The sequence below is a fragment of the Nonomuraea diastatica genome, assembly GCF_004349015.1.
Taxonomy (GTDB): Bacteria; Actinomycetota; Actinomycetes; order Streptosporangiales; family Streptosporangiaceae; genus Nonomuraea; species Nonomuraea diastatica.
In genome coordinates, this window is the sequence record NZ_SMKP01000243.1 from 1 (window position 1) to 13,922 (window position 13,922).

13 protein-coding genes and 1 pseudogene are annotated in these 13,922 nt (G+C 71.2%); 8 read left to right on the top strand and 6 right to left on the bottom strand.

The window, feature by feature from the left end:
- The 4 genes and pseudogenes from E1294_RS46945 to E1294_RS46960 form a co-directional block, all read right to left on the bottom strand.
- A pseudogene (locus E1294_RS46945) lies at positions 1-2,126 on the bottom strand (hypothetical protein); the annotation flags it as partial.
- Between the two features lie 82 nt (positions 2,127-2,208).
- On the bottom strand, positions 2,209-3,150 hold the full coding sequence (locus E1294_RS46950) for a carbohydrate kinase family protein (protein WP_246083777.1): 942 nt from the start codon (positions 3,148-3,150) through the stop codon (positions 2,209-2,211).
- Positions 3,135-4,055 carry a pseudouridine-5'-phosphate glycosidase gene (locus E1294_RS46955; RefSeq protein WP_220448342.1) on the bottom strand — a complete coding sequence of 307 codons (921 nt, stop codon included), beginning with the start codon at positions 4,053-4,055 and terminating at the stop codon, positions 3,135-3,137. The genes E1294_RS46950 and E1294_RS46955 overlap by 16 nt, the downstream gene beginning before the upstream one ends.
- A 103-nt stretch (positions 4,056-4,158) precedes the next feature.
- The gene (locus E1294_RS46960) at positions 4,159-5,082 is read right to left on the bottom strand and encodes a YeiH family protein (protein ID WP_165977876.1); all 924 of its coding nucleotides are present in this window, start codon (positions 5,080-5,082) and stop codon (positions 4,159-4,161) included.
- 274 nt (positions 5,083-5,356) lie between these two features.
- Here E1294_RS46960 and E1294_RS46965 point away from each other — a divergent pair, with 274 nt between their 5' ends.
- Positions 5,357-6,247 carry a LysR substrate-binding domain-containing protein gene (locus E1294_RS46965; RefSeq protein ID WP_132518458.1) on the top strand — a complete coding sequence of 297 codons (891 nt, stop codon included), beginning with the start codon at positions 5,357-5,359 and terminating at the stop codon, positions 6,245-6,247.
- 49 nt (positions 6,248-6,296) lie between these two features.
- Positions 6,297-7,802: a phytoene desaturase family protein gene (locus tag E1294_RS46970; protein ID WP_132518460.1), complete on the top strand. Its 1,506-nt coding sequence runs from the start codon at positions 6,297-6,299 to the stop codon at positions 7,800-7,802.
- A gap of 6 nt (positions 7,803-7,808) precedes the next feature.
- On the opposite strand, the gene E1294_RS56755 is transcribed toward E1294_RS46970, so the two are convergent.
- The gene (locus E1294_RS56755) at positions 7,809-8,369 is read right to left on the bottom strand and encodes a TetR/AcrR family transcriptional regulator (protein ID WP_132518462.1); all 561 of its coding nucleotides are present in this window, start codon (positions 8,367-8,369) and stop codon (positions 7,809-7,811) included.
- An 86-nt stretch (positions 8,370-8,455) separates the two neighbouring features.
- Here E1294_RS56755 and E1294_RS56760 point away from each other — a divergent pair, with 86 nt between their 5' ends.
- From E1294_RS56760 to E1294_RS46995, 5 genes are all read left to right on the top strand, one after another.
- A complete protein-coding gene (locus E1294_RS56760) occupies positions 8,456-8,800 on the top strand; it encodes a hypothetical protein (RefSeq protein WP_246083778.1) in 345 nt (114 codons plus the stop codon).
- A gap of 180 nt (positions 8,801-8,980) precedes the next feature.
- On the top strand, positions 8,981-9,709 hold the full coding sequence (locus E1294_RS56765) for a cytochrome P450 (RefSeq protein WP_246083779.1): 729 nt from the start codon (positions 8,981-8,983) through the stop codon (positions 9,707-9,709).
- Between the two features lie 10 nt (positions 9,710-9,719).
- Positions 9,720-10,421: a response regulator transcription factor gene (locus E1294_RS46985; protein ID WP_132518464.1), complete on the top strand. Its 702-nt coding sequence runs from the start codon at positions 9,720-9,722 to the stop codon at positions 10,419-10,421.
- Positions 10,418-11,782 (top strand): HAMP domain-containing sensor histidine kinase, encoded by a 1,365-nt coding sequence (locus tag E1294_RS46990; RefSeq protein WP_246083780.1) that lies wholly within the window; start codon positions 10,418-10,420, stop codon positions 11,780-11,782. Before E1294_RS46985 ends, E1294_RS46990 begins: the two co-directional genes overlap by 4 nt.
- Positions 11,783-11,977: 195 nt before the next feature.
- Positions 11,978-12,550: a GumC domain-containing protein gene (locus tag E1294_RS46995; protein ID WP_132518466.1), complete on the top strand. Its 573-nt coding sequence runs from the start codon at positions 11,978-11,980 to the stop codon at positions 12,548-12,550.
- A 110-nt stretch (positions 12,551-12,660) separates the two neighbouring features.
- On the opposite strand, the gene E1294_RS47000 is transcribed toward E1294_RS46995, so the two are convergent.
- A complete protein-coding gene (locus E1294_RS47000; RefSeq protein WP_165977877.1) occupies positions 12,661-12,930 on the bottom strand; it encodes a dihydrofolate reductase family protein in 270 nt (89 codons plus the stop codon).
- Positions 12,931-13,115: 185 nt separating this feature from the next.
- Between E1294_RS47000 and E1294_RS47005 the strand changes: the two genes are divergently transcribed.
- A partial coding sequence (locus tag E1294_RS47005) for an ATP-binding cassette domain-containing protein (RefSeq protein WP_132518470.1) occupies positions 13,116-13,922 on the top strand: 807 nt, incomplete at its 3' end.

Below are 13,922 nucleotides of genomic sequence, written 5' to 3' on the forward strand. Positions count from 1 at the left end.
GCGTCAAACCAGGCCTTGGCCGAGTGGGCGCGGATGCCCAGTTCGGCCATCAGCTCCACGACGTCGGCGTCGGGCGCGCTGGAGGCCAGGAGCTGCCGCGTGCGGCTCTGAAGACCGTGGATGTCGCCCACCACCAGCCAGCCGTCCTGGAGACGGCGGTCGGGCATGAGCGTCACCAGCACGCGCCAGAGCGGGGTGCGCAGCGACGGGACGGTCACCGGGTGGGCCGGGTCGGCGCCGATGAGCTGGTCCTCGGTGGCCGCCGCGCCGAGCCACTCGGTCAGCCGGAACATGTGACCGGTGACGGGCGCGGACTCGGAGGAACGCAGCCAGTGCAGGACGCGTTCTTCCGCGGTGCGCTGAGCCTGCGAGAGCGCGTCCCTGTCGACCAGCAGCTTGTGGGCGAGTGTACGCAGGCTGACCGGGTCTTCGGCGAACAGCCGGTGCACGGCCACCGCCAGCTCCATCTTGTCCAGGCTACGGAACAGGCTGTCCACGACCCGTACCATCGCGTGGTCGGTGTCGGAGGGCGCCGTGCCGGACGGCGGCGCGCTGGGAACAGGGGTCGCGTAGGCGGGCGCGCCTTTGGCCCCCTCAGGGCCTGGGACAGCAGGCATCGAGCCCGTTTGGGGGCCTGAGCCGGGGACGGCGGGCATCGAGCCCGTTTGGGGGCCTGAGCCGGGGACGGCGGGCATCGAGCCCGTTTGGGGGCCTGAGCCGGGGACGGCGGGCATCGAGCCTGTTTGGGGGCCTGAACTGGGCATGCCAGGAGGTGAGCCGGTGTCCTGGCGCCCGGGCGCGCCGCCTCCGGGACGCTGCGCAAGGCGTTCGGACTGACCGGGGGCCGGGCGTTGGGGAAGGCCCTCGCCCGCCAGGCCCTGGCGCGGGCCGCCGCCTGAAGGCTGGGCCGGGAGCGACCCCGTCTGGCGGCCTTCCTGTTGGGCGGGGAAAGAGCCGCTCTGCGGGCCGGCCGGGCGGTCGGACGGCTGAGCGGGAATGGAGCCCGTCTGGCTCTGCCGGCCGCTCTCCGGTTGCGCGGGGAACGACCCGGTCTGTCGGCCTTCCGGGTGCGGGGCCGACGATCCTGGCCGGCGGCCGTCCGGTTGCGCGGGGAGTGGGCCGGTCTGGCGGCCTTCCGGCTGTGCGGGGAAGGAACCGCTCTGCGGGCCGGGCCGGCGATCCGACGGCTGGGCGGCGAAGGTGCCCGTCTGCGGCTGGGAAAGCCCTTCGGCCGGGCTGGTGAACGGCCCGGTGGACGGCGGCTGCGCGCCGGTGTCGGGTTTGGAGGCGCTCTGGGCGACGAACATCCCGGTCTGAGGGGGCGCGGAGGGAACGGCGCCTTCCTGCGGAGCGGGCTGCGCGGCGGCAGGCTGGGAGCCTGCGGGCTGCGGCGCGCCGGACTGGGCGGCCGCCGGCTGCTGCGGCGCGCCGGACTGGGCGGCAGCCGGCTGCTGCGGCGCGCCGGGCTGCGCGGCCGCCGGCTGCTGAGGTGCTCCGGGCTGCGCGGCCGCGGGTTGCGATGCTCCGGGCTGCGGGCCTGCCGATTGCGGTGCTCCAGGTTGGGGGCCCGCGGGTTGCGGTACGCCCTCCGGCTGGGCGGGGAAGGAGCCGGTGCTTCTGGACGAGAGGCCGGCGGCCGCGCCGACATGGAGCGGGCGGGTCACCTCCGGATGGTTCGCCCGCGCCGCGGGCACCGGCTCGCGCTGGGCCGGGATGCGGCCGAGAATCTCGCGGAAGACCGAGCCGACCACCACTTCGGGTGTGGCCGACGGGGTGGTCAGGTCGCTGGGGGACAGGCGGCGCAGCCGCTGCCAGCCGCCGAGGCCGGTGATCGCCGTCCGGGTGGCCTCTGGCCAGCCCGGCAGCGCCGGGTCGATGTGGTGCACCGTCAGCGCGGGAAGCAGGTCGCACAGCGGCAGATGATCCCAGCGGGAGGTCGCCAGCCGGGCCAGCCGCTCGCAGATCCAGTCGAGGCCCGCCGTGCCGAGCGCCTTCGACAACGCCAGGGAGGACCACCACCCGGCGGGCAGGCGCGGGTCGCCGAGCGCCTCGGCCACCTGCTGCGGACGGCTCCAGCGCAGCGCAGGGACTAGGTCGCTCAGGCAGATCGATGACTCGACATCCATCGGCGGACCTTATCCTCCCCAGTGAGCCGCATGGTGCTGCCCGTAATGATGTGGCTAATGGTGCAGCCTACGCGGCAAGCTATCAATCAGTGTGAATAGGGTAAAGACGGTTCAGATCCAAACCGTACCGTGGTCGGCCGCCCACGTGGGCCACACATTCGGCCCCCGCGCGGCAACCGGCCTCCAGAGCGGCCCCTTCCCCGGCACCGTGTAAAGCCGCCGCGAGGAAGCCCGCGGCGAACGCGTCACCTGCCCCGGTCGAGTCGACGACCTCGGCGGGCACGCCCGCCGCCGTCGCGACCACTGCACCGTCCACGGCGGCCAGCGCTCCCTCCGCTCCCAGCTTCACGACCGCTGTGCCGTACGTCTCACTCAAGAGTACGGCGGCACGCTCCGCTGTTGGGGCACCACTGAGAATCAGGGCCTCGTCAAGATTCGGGATGATCAGGCTGGCAGCGGCGGTTTCCTGGATGAACCGTTCGATGCCGAATTCCCGCAGGGGCCCCGTGGAGGCCGGATCGACGCTGATCGTGAGGCCTCTGGCCGCCGCCTCCGCCATGGCGCGCCTGGTCAGCCGCAGCCCGCAGTCGGCGAAGAGGATGTATCCCGACAGATGGAGCCGGCCGACGCCGTCGAGCAGGGCGGGGTCCCAGTCGGTGTCCGAGATCAGGCCGCCGGCGCCACGGTTGGTGAGCATCGAGCGCTCACCGCTCTTGTCCACCATCGCGATCACGACCGCCGTCGGATGCTCGGGGTCCACGGAGAAATGCGGGCGTACGCCCGTCTTGAGGAGTTCGGTCGTGTGCCACTCGCTGCTGTCGTAACCCAGCTTGGCCAGCAGCCGCACATCGGCGCCCAGGCAGGCCGCCCAGGCGGCGGTGTTCGCGCCGGAGCCTCCGGGACGGAGCACGATGTCGGCTGCCGTGTCGGTGCCCGTCATAACCGGTGAACCATGCAACGCCACCACATCAGTGACGACGTCACCGATGACCAAAAGAGCGTTGTCCATCACGGTCTTGCCCATGCGAGGGCGATCTGCGCGGCGAGTTCGGTGTTGCCGCGGACGGCGGCCAGGTTCGCCTCCAGGGAGGCGCCGCCGGTGCCGTCCACGAGATAGCCGAGCAGAAACGGGGTGATGGCCTGCCCCTTGACGCCCTCGCGCTCTGCGGCGGCCAGCGCTTCGGCGAGCACGCGGTCGTGCAGCTCGGGATCGAGCTGGCGGTCCTCGGGCACCGGGTTGGCCACGATCAGCGCGCTCTCCTGGCCGCCGAGAGCGTCCTGGCCGCGCATGATGGCCGCGGCCTCGGCGGGCGACTCGATGCGCCAGTCGATCGGCTGGCCGGAGGAGTGCAGGTAGAAGCCGGGGAAGGTGCCCGTACGGTAGCCCGCCACCGTCACGCCCCTGGTCTCCAGGCGCTGGAGCGTCGCGGGCACGTCGAGGATCGACTTCACGCCGGCGCAGACGATCGTGATGCGCGTACGGGCGAGCGTGTCGAGGTCGGCGGACTCGTCCTGGTCCTCCGTCCAGCCCCGGTGCACGCCGCCCAGCCCCCCGGTGGCGAAGATCCGGATCCCGGCGCGGGCGGCGAGGAACGACGTGGCCGACACGGTGGTCGCGCCGCTCGCCTTCAGCGCCGCCGCCACGGGCAGATCCCGCTGTCCCAGCTTGCGCAGGCCGGACTCCGTCGCGATGCGCTCCAGCTCCACCTCGTCCAGCCCGATGCGCGGCACACCGTCGAGCACGGCGATCGTGGCGGGCACGGCGCCGGCGGCGCGTACGATGCCCTCCAGCTCGCGCGCCACTTCAAGGTTGCGAGGTTGCGGCAGCCCGTGGGAGATGATCGTGGACTCCAGCGCCACGACCGGCGCTCCGCCGGCCATGGCCTCGGCGACGGACGGCTGGAGAACGAGGTGGGTGGCGCTGCGCATGGTGAGTTTCGTGCTCCCTGAGTGGTCCTGACCGGCATACCCTGAACGGGGTACTTTACGGCATTTGTTCCAAGCCGAGCACGGCACGGCGGCCGTCCCAGAATCACACGAGGAACGCCGCCCCGGCCAGTGAGACGGTGGCGATGACGGCCGTGGCGATGCCTCCGAGCAGCAGGATCCGTCCACCCTTGACCAGTTTCCGTAGGTCGATGCCGGTGCCCAGACCGAACAGGGCGGCCGCCATCAGCACACCGGTGACCTGGGGGATCCGATCCGTCACCGCCATGGGCACCTGGCCGGTGCTGCGCAGGGCGACCATCACCAGGAACGCCACCACGAACAGCGGCACGACCGGCGGACGGGACGAGGTGTCCCGGTTGCGGCCGGAGAACAGGGCCACCATGGGGGCGAGGAGGAGCACGCGGCCCAGCTTGACCGTCACGGCGGTGGCCAGGACCCCCGAGGCGGCGCCGATGGCGGCCACCTGGGCGACCTCGTGCACGGCTGCCCCCGTCCACACCGCGAGCTGCGCGGGCGACAGGCCCATGAGCGAGGCCAGCAGGGGGATCGCCGCGATGGCGGCGGTGCCGTACAGGACGACGACGCCGAGCGCGCCGGCGGCGTCGTCATCGTCGGAGGTGTCCGTGCTCTCGTGCATGGCGGCGATCGCGGCGGCGCCGCAGATGGACACGCCGGTCGCGACGAGGAGCGACGCGCCGGGCGTGAGGCCGAGCCTGCGCCCGATCCGCGGCGTCACCGCGAACGTCACCCCGGTCGCCACCACCACGACGGCGAGCGTCTGCCAGCCGAGCGCGAGCACCTGAGGCAGCGCGATCTGCAGGCCGAGCAGGGCGACCGCGACCCGGAGCACCCGCCTGGAGACGAACGCGAGCCCCGGCTGCAACCGTTCGCCGACCCCGGCCACGTTGGCCAGCGCCGCGCCGCAGGCCACCGCGATCACCGCGGGGCTGAGCGCCGGTAAGGAGCGGTTGGCGGCCAGCGCGAACACCACCGCGAGCGCGGTCACGGCGACACCCGGCGCCGCGCCAGCGGCGAAGGACCGGCCGGTACGGGCGGTGTGGCGGATCCGCGCCCCGGCGAGGCGGAGGGTTCGTGATCCCGGTGTGGTGGTGCGGCGAGCCCGGGACCCCGCTGTGGCGGTGTCGTGAGCCCGCGGCCGCGGCCCCGAGGGGTGGCGGGTGGCAGCGGGTGAACCGTCGGTGAGGGACATGATCTCAGTGTTCTGAGCGGGTGACGCGGCCGGTAGGCGCGACCTGACTGGGAGCCCATAGCCTGGGGCTATGAGTGCACTGCCCGATCTTGACTCCCTGAAGCTTCTGGTCGACGTCGGTGTGCTGGGCAGCCTCGGGCAGGCGGCCAAGGCCGCGGGCATCGCCCAGCCGTCGGCGAGCAAGCGCGTCGCCCACCTCGAACGCCGTCTGGGCCTGCCCCTGGTCGAGCGCACACCGCGCGGGTCCACGCTCACCGCCGAGGGCAGGATGGTGGCGGGCTGGGCCACCCAGGTGCTCGCCGCCGCCGAGGAGCTGATGCGCGCCGTGCAGGCCGTACGGCACGGGGAGGCGGCGCACCTGCGGGTGGCGTCCAGCATGACCGTGGCCGAGTACCTCGTGCCCAGGTGGCTCGGTGAGCTGCAGAACCGCGAGCCGGACGTGCCGGTCGGGCTCGACGTGGTCAACTCCGCCGACGTCGCGGCGCGGGTGCTGGCCGAGGACGTGGAGCTGGGGTTCGTCGAGGGGCCGAGCGTGCCGGAAGGGCTGGACAGCCGGGTCGTGGGCACCGACAGGCTGGTGGTCGTGGTGGCGCCCGGCCATCCGTGGGCGCGGCGCCGCACGGCGCTGCGGGGCGCGGAGCTGGCCGCGACGCCGCTGGTGGTGCGGGAGCCGGGGTCGGGGACGCGGGAGACGCTGGACGTGGCGTTCAAGGGCCTGTACCAGGCCAGCCCGCGGCTGGAGCTGGGGTCGAACGCGGCGGTCAAAGGAGCCGCGCAGGCGGGAGCGGCGCCCGCGGTGCTCAGCGGGTACGCGGTGGAGGCCGACGTGGCGACCGGGCGGCTGGTGGAGGTGCCGCTGACGGGGGTGAACCTGGTCAGGAGCCTGCGGGCAGTGTGGCGCCGCGGCCGTCCCCTCACCGGCCCCGCCGCGATCCTGCTCGCCATCGCCAGCCGTCCGTGACCGTTCTGAGCGTTGACGGATGGTGTGGTTTGCGCCTTATGGTGCGTGGATGGGCGCTTATGACGTGATCGTGGCCGGCGGCGGGCACAACGGGCTGGTCGCCGCGGCGTACCTGGCCCGGGCGGGACGGCGAGTGCTCGTCCTGGAGCGGTACGACCACGTGGGCGGCCTGGCGATCTCCACCCGGGCCTTCCCCGGCGTGGACGTGCGCCTGTCGCGCTACTCCTACCTCGTCAGCCTCCTGCCCGGCGAGATCGTCCGCGACCTGGGGCTCGACCTGGAGCTGCGGCGCCGCCGCCACGCGTCCTACACGCCCAGGGGCGGCACCGGGCTGCTCGTCGACAACGAGGACGCGGCACGTACGGCGGCCTCGTTCCGCGACGTCACCGGAGGTGAGGCCGACCACGAGGCCTGGCGGGACCTCTACGGCATGACCGCGCGGGTCGCCCGCGCCCTCGCCCCCACCCTGCTCGAACCCCTGCGCACACCGGCCGAGATCGAGCGGCTGGTCGGCGCGGAGGCGTGGCGGGACCTGTTCGCCAGGCCGATCGGCGAGACCGTGGACGAGCGTTTCGCCGACGACACCGTGCGCGGCGTCGTGCTCACCGACGCGCTCATCGGGACGTTCGCCGACACCACCACCGACCTGTCGGCCAACCGGTGCTTCCTCTACCACGTGATCGGCGACGGCACCGGCGACTGGAACGTCCCCGTCGGCGGCATGGGCGCGGTCTCGGGGGCGCTGGAGGCGGCGGCCAGGCGGGCCGGCGCCGAGATCAGGACCGGCGCGGAGATCGTCGGGATCTCGCCGTCCGGCGAGGTCGCGTTCGTGACGGAGGACGGCGAACACACGGTGAACGGCGGGCACGTGCTGGTCAACCTGCCGCCCGCGGTGCTCGACCGGCTGATGGGCCGGCCGGTGACGGTGCCCGAGGGAGCGCAGCTGAAGGTCAACATGGTGTTGTCGCGGCTGCCCCGGCTGAAGGACGCGCAGGTGGATCCGCGGGCCGCCTTCAGCGGGACGTTCCACATCAACGAGGGACGCGACCAGCTCGCCAGGGCGTACGCCCAGGCGGCCCGAGGGGAGATCCCGGAGTTGCCGCCCGCCGAGGTCTACTGCCACTCCCTGACCGATCCGTCCATTCTCGGCCCCGAGCTCAGGGGCAGGGCCGAGACGATGACGCTGTTCGGGCTCCACATGCCCGCCCGACTTTTCCAGAAAAATTCTGATCAAGGACGGAAGCAGGCGCTGGAGGCCACCTTCGCCTCCGTCAACGCCGTCCTGGCGGAACCACTCGAGGACTGCCTGCTCAAGGCCCCCGACGGCACCCCGTGCGTCGAGGCCAAGACGCCCGTCGACCTCGAGAAGGACGCGGGGCTTCCCGGGGGCCACATCTTCCACACCGACCTGAGCTGGCCGTACGCCGAAGAGGGCGGCTGGGGCGTGGAGACCGAGCACGAGCGCGTTCTCGTGTGCGGCGCGAGCGCCCGCAGGGGCGGCGGTGTGAGCGGGATCGGCGGGCACAACGCCGCCATGGCCCTGCTCGGCCGCTAATCGCCGCTAACCGTCCTCGGAGACCAGCCTGGCGGCCACCTCCAGCGCCACCGCCACGCGCTCCGCCTCCGGCAGGTCCGTGTCCACGAGGAAGGGGACGTTGCCCATGATCACCGCGAGCACCGCGAGCCGGGCCTCGAACCGCCGCACCGGGCTCGCCTCCGCGGGCACCAGCAGGGACAGCATGCTGATCATGCCCTGCCGCATGCGCTCGCCGGCCGGCACCTCGCGCATCGCCCCCTGGTTCACCTGCGCGAACTGGATCAGCGGTCGCCACTGATCCGCCAGCAGCTCCGCGATCCGCCGCAGGATCTCCCTCTTCGACTCGGCCGTCATGGGCTGCTGCCTCGCCCAGGTCACCAGCTCGTCGACCGAGTCGACCAGCCGGTCGACGACGCCGGCGAGGATCGCCTCCTTGGTGCGGAAGTGGTAATAGAGCGCGGGCCTGGTGATCTGCAGCCGCTCCGCGACCTCCTGAAGCGTGGTCTTGTCATATCCCCGCTCGGCGAACAGCTCCAGTGCCACCTGCTGGATCCGCTCTCTCGTGTCCGTCCGCCGTCCAGCCATTCCGCTCCCATCACTTGACCGCCGGCCGCTCCATTGCTTACTTTCGCGTAAGTAATGAATAATGCCGGACTCGTTGGGAGCAGACTATGGCCGAGAACTTCCCCATCCCGCGCACCTGCCCGTTCGCACCCCCGCCCGCGTACGAGCGCATGCGCGAGCAGGCCCCGCTCGTCCGCGCTATGCTGCCCGGCGGTGAGACGTGGCTGGTCACGCGGCACGCCGAGGCCCGGCAGGTCCTCTCGGGCACGGGCATCAGCACCAACCCGGCCACCCCCGGCCACCCGAGCGGCGCGCTGAGCGCGGAGCCCTCGACCTCCGAGCGGGACGCGGCCATGGAAAAGTTCGCCATCGGCCACTTCATCGACCTGGACCGCCCGAGCACGGCAGGTTCCGCCGGCTGCTCATCTCCGAGTTCACCGTCAGGCGGATGAGAGAGCTGGGGCCCGGCATCCAGCGCATCGCCGACGAGCTCATCGACGACATGATCGCCAAGGGGTCGGAGGCCGAGCTGGTGGAGGCGTTCGGGCTGGCCGCTGCCCTCGCTGGTCATCTGCCGGCTGCTTGGGGTCCCGTACGCCTACCGCGAGTTCTTCCAGTCACGGACCCGCAGGATGATCTCGGCCGCCGACGGCCGGGAGGCGCGTCACGTCGCGATGATGGAGATCAGGGGTTTCCTCGACGCGCTGGTCACCAAGGCGGAGGCGGATCCGGAGGACAACCTGCTCGGCCGGTTGATCGGCACCGGGCGGCTCAGCCACGACGAGATCGTGGGCGTGATGTTCCTGCTGCTCGTCGCCGGCCACGAGACCACCGCTAACATGATCCCGCTCGCCGCGCTCACGCTCGTGCGCCACCCGGCCCAGCTCGCCGCGCTGCGCGCGGACCCGGACCTGTGGCCCATGGCCGTCGACGAACTGCTGCGCTACCACTCGATCGCGGACTGGGTGGCGTTCGACCGCGTGGCCACCGAGGACCAGGACATCGGCGGGCAGCTCGTCAGGAAGGGCGAGGGCATCTTCGTGCTCGGCGCCTCCGCCAACCGGGACGATCGGGCGTTCGAACGGCCGGACGAGTTCGACATCGGCCGCTCCGCCCGGCACCACGTGGCCTTCAGCTACGGGGTGCACCAGTGTCTCGGCCAGAACCTGGCCAGGGCCGAGCTGGAGATCGCGCTGCGCACGTTGTTCGAGCGTCTGCCCGGGCTGCGGGTCGCGGTGGCGGACGAGGACGTGCCCGTCAAGCACGAGAGCCCCATCTTCGGGCTCACGGCGTTGCCCGTCCGTGGTGATCCACGGCAAAGAACCGAGGGCGTTCATCACCTTTTCATGATGAACCTCTAGCGTTTGCACCATGAGTGAGCTCGCACGGTTGCTGGTGGTGGACGACGAGCCCGCGTTGCGCGAGGCGCTCCAGTCGAGCCTCGAGTTCGAGGGCTACAAGGTCGTCACGGCCGGCGACGGGCACGCGGCGCTGGAGGCCCTGGCGAGCGACTCGTTCGACGGGGTGCTGCTCGACGTCATGATGCCGCGCCTCGACGGGCTGACCGCGTGCCGCCGGCTGCGGGCGTCCGGCAACCACATCCCCGTCCTCATGCTGACGGCCCGCGACGCGGTCGGCGACCGGGTCTCCGGGCTCGACGCGGGTGCCGACGACTACCTCGTCAAGCCGTTCGAGCTGGACGAGCTGCTGGCCAGGGTGCGCGCGCTGCTGCGGCGCGGCGCGCTGAGCGCCGGCACGGCCGAGACCGGCGACGCGCTCACGTACGACGACCTGCGCATGGACCCGGCGACCAGGGAGGTCACGCGCGGCGACCGCAGGCTCGACCTGACCAGGACCGAATACCTGCTGATGGAGCTGTTCCTCGCGCACCCGCGCCAGGTGCTGACCAGGGACCAGATCCTGAGCGAGGTCTGGGGTTTCGACTTCGAGCCGACCTCCAACTCGCTCGACGTCTACGTGATGTATCTGCGGCGCAAGACCGAGGCCGGGGGAGAGCCGCGTGTGATCCACACGGTGCGCGGCGTGGGATACGTCCTGAGAGCGGCGCCGTGAGACGAGGGAGCCTGCGGTCCCGCCTCACCCTCCTCGTCACGGTGGCCGTGGCGCTGGCCATCACGGTGTGCGCGGGAATGTCGTGGTTCATCGTCCAGGACCAGCTGATCAGGCAGCTCGACCAGACCATCATGGATCCGGAGGAATCTGGAGACAAGGACTTTCTCCTCCACCACTGCACCCCTGAGGGCTCGTCCGACGAGTACGCCGGCATGGCGATGTTGCTGCGCGCCAACGGCACCACGTGCTCGCTCGGCGCGCCCATCGTGTGGACGGAGGAGGATCTGACCCTGGCGGACCACCACCGCGAGCCGATCTGCCGTGACGGTGTGACCCGCGATGGCAAGCCGGTCCGCGTGGTGATCTCGAACTTCTCTCCCGGAACCGCCGTTCTGGAGGCGGCGCCGCTCTACCACACCAGGCGCACGTTGCGGAACACCGCGTTCGCGCTGGCGGCCGTCGCGGCCATGGGCGTGTTCGGCGCCGCGTGGGCGGGTCTGGCCATCTCGCGCGCCGGGCTCCGCCCTGTCGGAGACCTCACCAAGGCGGTCGAGCACATCGCCCGGACCGAGGATCTCGGCACCCGCATCCCCGTCAAGGGCAACGACGAGATCGCCCGTCTGAGCTCGTCCTTCAACGCCATGACCGCGGCTCTGGCCGGCTCCCGCGAGCGCCAGCAGCAGCTCGTCGCCGACGCCGGCCACGAGCTGCGCACCCCCCTCACCACTCTGCGCACCAACATCGACTTGCTGCTGCGCAGCGAGCAGACCGGCCGCAGTCTCGACCCCGGCGCCAAGGAACGCCTGCTGGTCAACGTGAAGGCGCAGTTCGCCGAGCTGTCCACGCTCGTCGGCGACCTGCTCCAGCTGGCCAGAGGCGACGCCGACCACGAGCCGCACGTCGAGCTGGCCTTCCACGAGGTGGTCACCGCCGCCGTTGAGCGCGCCCGGCTGCGCGGCGCCGAGGTCGTCACCGACCTGAGCCCGTGGTACGTCGTCGGCGCCGCCGCCTCCCTGGAACGTGCCGTGCTCAACCTCATCGACAACGCCGCCAAGTTCAGCCCAGGGGGCCAGGTCGAGGTGAGGCTGCGCGGCGGCCGGCTGACGGTGCGCGACCACGGCCCAGGATTGTCCGAGGAGGACCTGCCGCACGTGTTCGAGCGCTTCTGGCGCTCGCCCTCGGCGCGCGGGCTGCCCGGGTCGGGGCTGGGCCTGGCGATCGTGGCGCAGGCGGTTGCGGAGGCGGCAGGGTCGGTACGCCTGGAGAACGCGCGCGGCGGCGGAGCGGTCGCGATCATGGATCTGCCGGGAACTCCCGATCGCCGGGCGGGGCGGACAATGCCGCTTGACGTGCAAAAATGATGAATGGCGAAAGACGTCTGGCTGATTTATTCAGATAGGTCCGAATTTATGGCGCAAATAGCCCGCTGACCAGGGGAAACTTTTTTCGGTTCCATTTCGTGGCCGACGCTCGGCGATGTATTCTCTTGGCAAACGAACGGGACCGGAGATCCTTAACATCCCCGGTCCCTACCTCCAAAGGTAGGGGAGATCGACGTGAGCTACAAGGACGCTGCCGTCAAACTCGCCAACGAGTTGGCCACCGAGTTCGTCAACATTCGGGCGGATCGCATGGAATTGGGACAGCAGCTCACCGAGCGCGTCAACGGCGTGGGATCCCGCGTCAAAATCGTCGACGGGAAGGTCACCACCCTCGACGCCAAGGTCGACGGCCTGAATTCCAGGGTGGGCAGGCTGGAGACCAAGGTCGACAGACTCGACGGCAAGGTCGATGCCCTGGACGCCAGGGTGGGCACGCTGGAGACCAAGGTCGACGGCCTCGGCACCAAGGTCACAGAGCTGGACTCGAAGGTGTCGGCGCTCGATACCAAGGTCGGCGCTCTGGACACCAAGGTCGGCGCTCTCGATTCCAAGGTCGGCGCTCTCGGCACCAAGGTCACAGAGCTGGACTCGAAGGTGTCGGCGCTTGACACCAAGGTCGACGCCAGGTTCGCGGAGACCGACCGCAGGCTCGACGGTCTGGAGACCAAGGTCGACGGGCTGCAGGGGACACAGCTTGAGATGATGAACATGCTCGTCGCCATCCAGCGCAAGCTCGACGTGAACTGAGTCCGAGCCCCTCCCGAAGGGCGGGTCCGCAAGCGTGCGGACCCGCCCTTCGTGCGTCCGGTGACTCCAGCCGGACAAGGCTCTTCGATGAACGACGCCGTGCGTCCGGCTCAGGACCCGGCCGACGCCTTCACCCGGTAGGACAGCAGGACGACACCGGACGTGTACGCCTTGGTCTCGACGAGGTCGAACATCGACTTGGTGCCCTCACGGAACAGCAGACCGTCGCCGCCGGCCTTTCCCACGAAGAACGGGTGGACCCAGAGCCGGAGCTCGTCGAGCAGGCCGTGATGCATCAGGGTGTGTGAGAGCCTGCCGAACCCGTACTGCAGGATGTCGCCGCCCGGTCCGTCCTTCAGCCTGGCGATCTCGGCGGCCACGTCGCCGCCGATGACGGTGGTGTTCTCCCGGAACTCGCCGCTTTGCGCGCACCCTGCCCGGTCGGTTCCTGGGTTTCCTGAGCTTCTGCGGCGAGCCGAGGTTCAGTACACCGGAGGGCAGAGCTGGTTCCCCCGGATGGGGTTTCGGTCTTGACAACGATGTCAGGGGCATCCTTGATGGTGCTATGGGCGCACCACTGATCGCCGCCCGCGGGATCGTGATGAGTTACGGCCACGTGGAGGCGCTGCGTGGCGCGGACTTCGCGGTGCGACCGGGCGAGGTGGTCGCGCTGATCGGCGACAACGGCGCGGGGAAGTCCACCCTGGCGAAGATCCTTTCAGGCGTCGAACGGCCCGACACGGGCACGATCGAGATCGACGGCCGGCCGGTGGCGTTCGGATCGGCCGATGAGGCCAGAGGCGCCGGCATCGAAACCGTCTACCAGGACCTCGCGCTCTGCGCGGAGCTCAGCCCGTCCGCCAACTACTTCCTCGGCAGGGAACGGCTCAAGCCGGGGCTGCTCGGCATGCTGGGCGTGCTGGACAACGCCTCCATGCGGCGCGAGACGCGGCAGGCGTGCGAGCGGCTGGGCGTACGGCTGAAGTCGGAGACGGCGCCGGTCTCGACATTGTCGGGCGGGCAGCGGCAGGGGGTCGCGGTGGCCAGGGCGGTGGGATGGGCACGGCGGGCGGTGTTCATGGACGAGCCGACCGCGGCGCTCGGCGTGGTGCAGACGCGGCGGGTGCTGGATCTGATCAGGAGCGTACGCGACTCGGGTGTGGCGGTCGTGCTCATCAGCCACAACATGCAGGACGTCATGGCGGTGTCGGACCGCGTGGAGGTGCTGCGGCTGGGCCGCAGGGTCGCCAGATTCGACACCGCGCGCGTCTCGATGGAGGAGTTGGTCGGCGCCATGACGGGCGCGCTCGAACAGGGCGATCCGGACGGGGAGGCGGAAGGCGGGCCTGGGCGGGGCGTCGCGGGTGTGGAC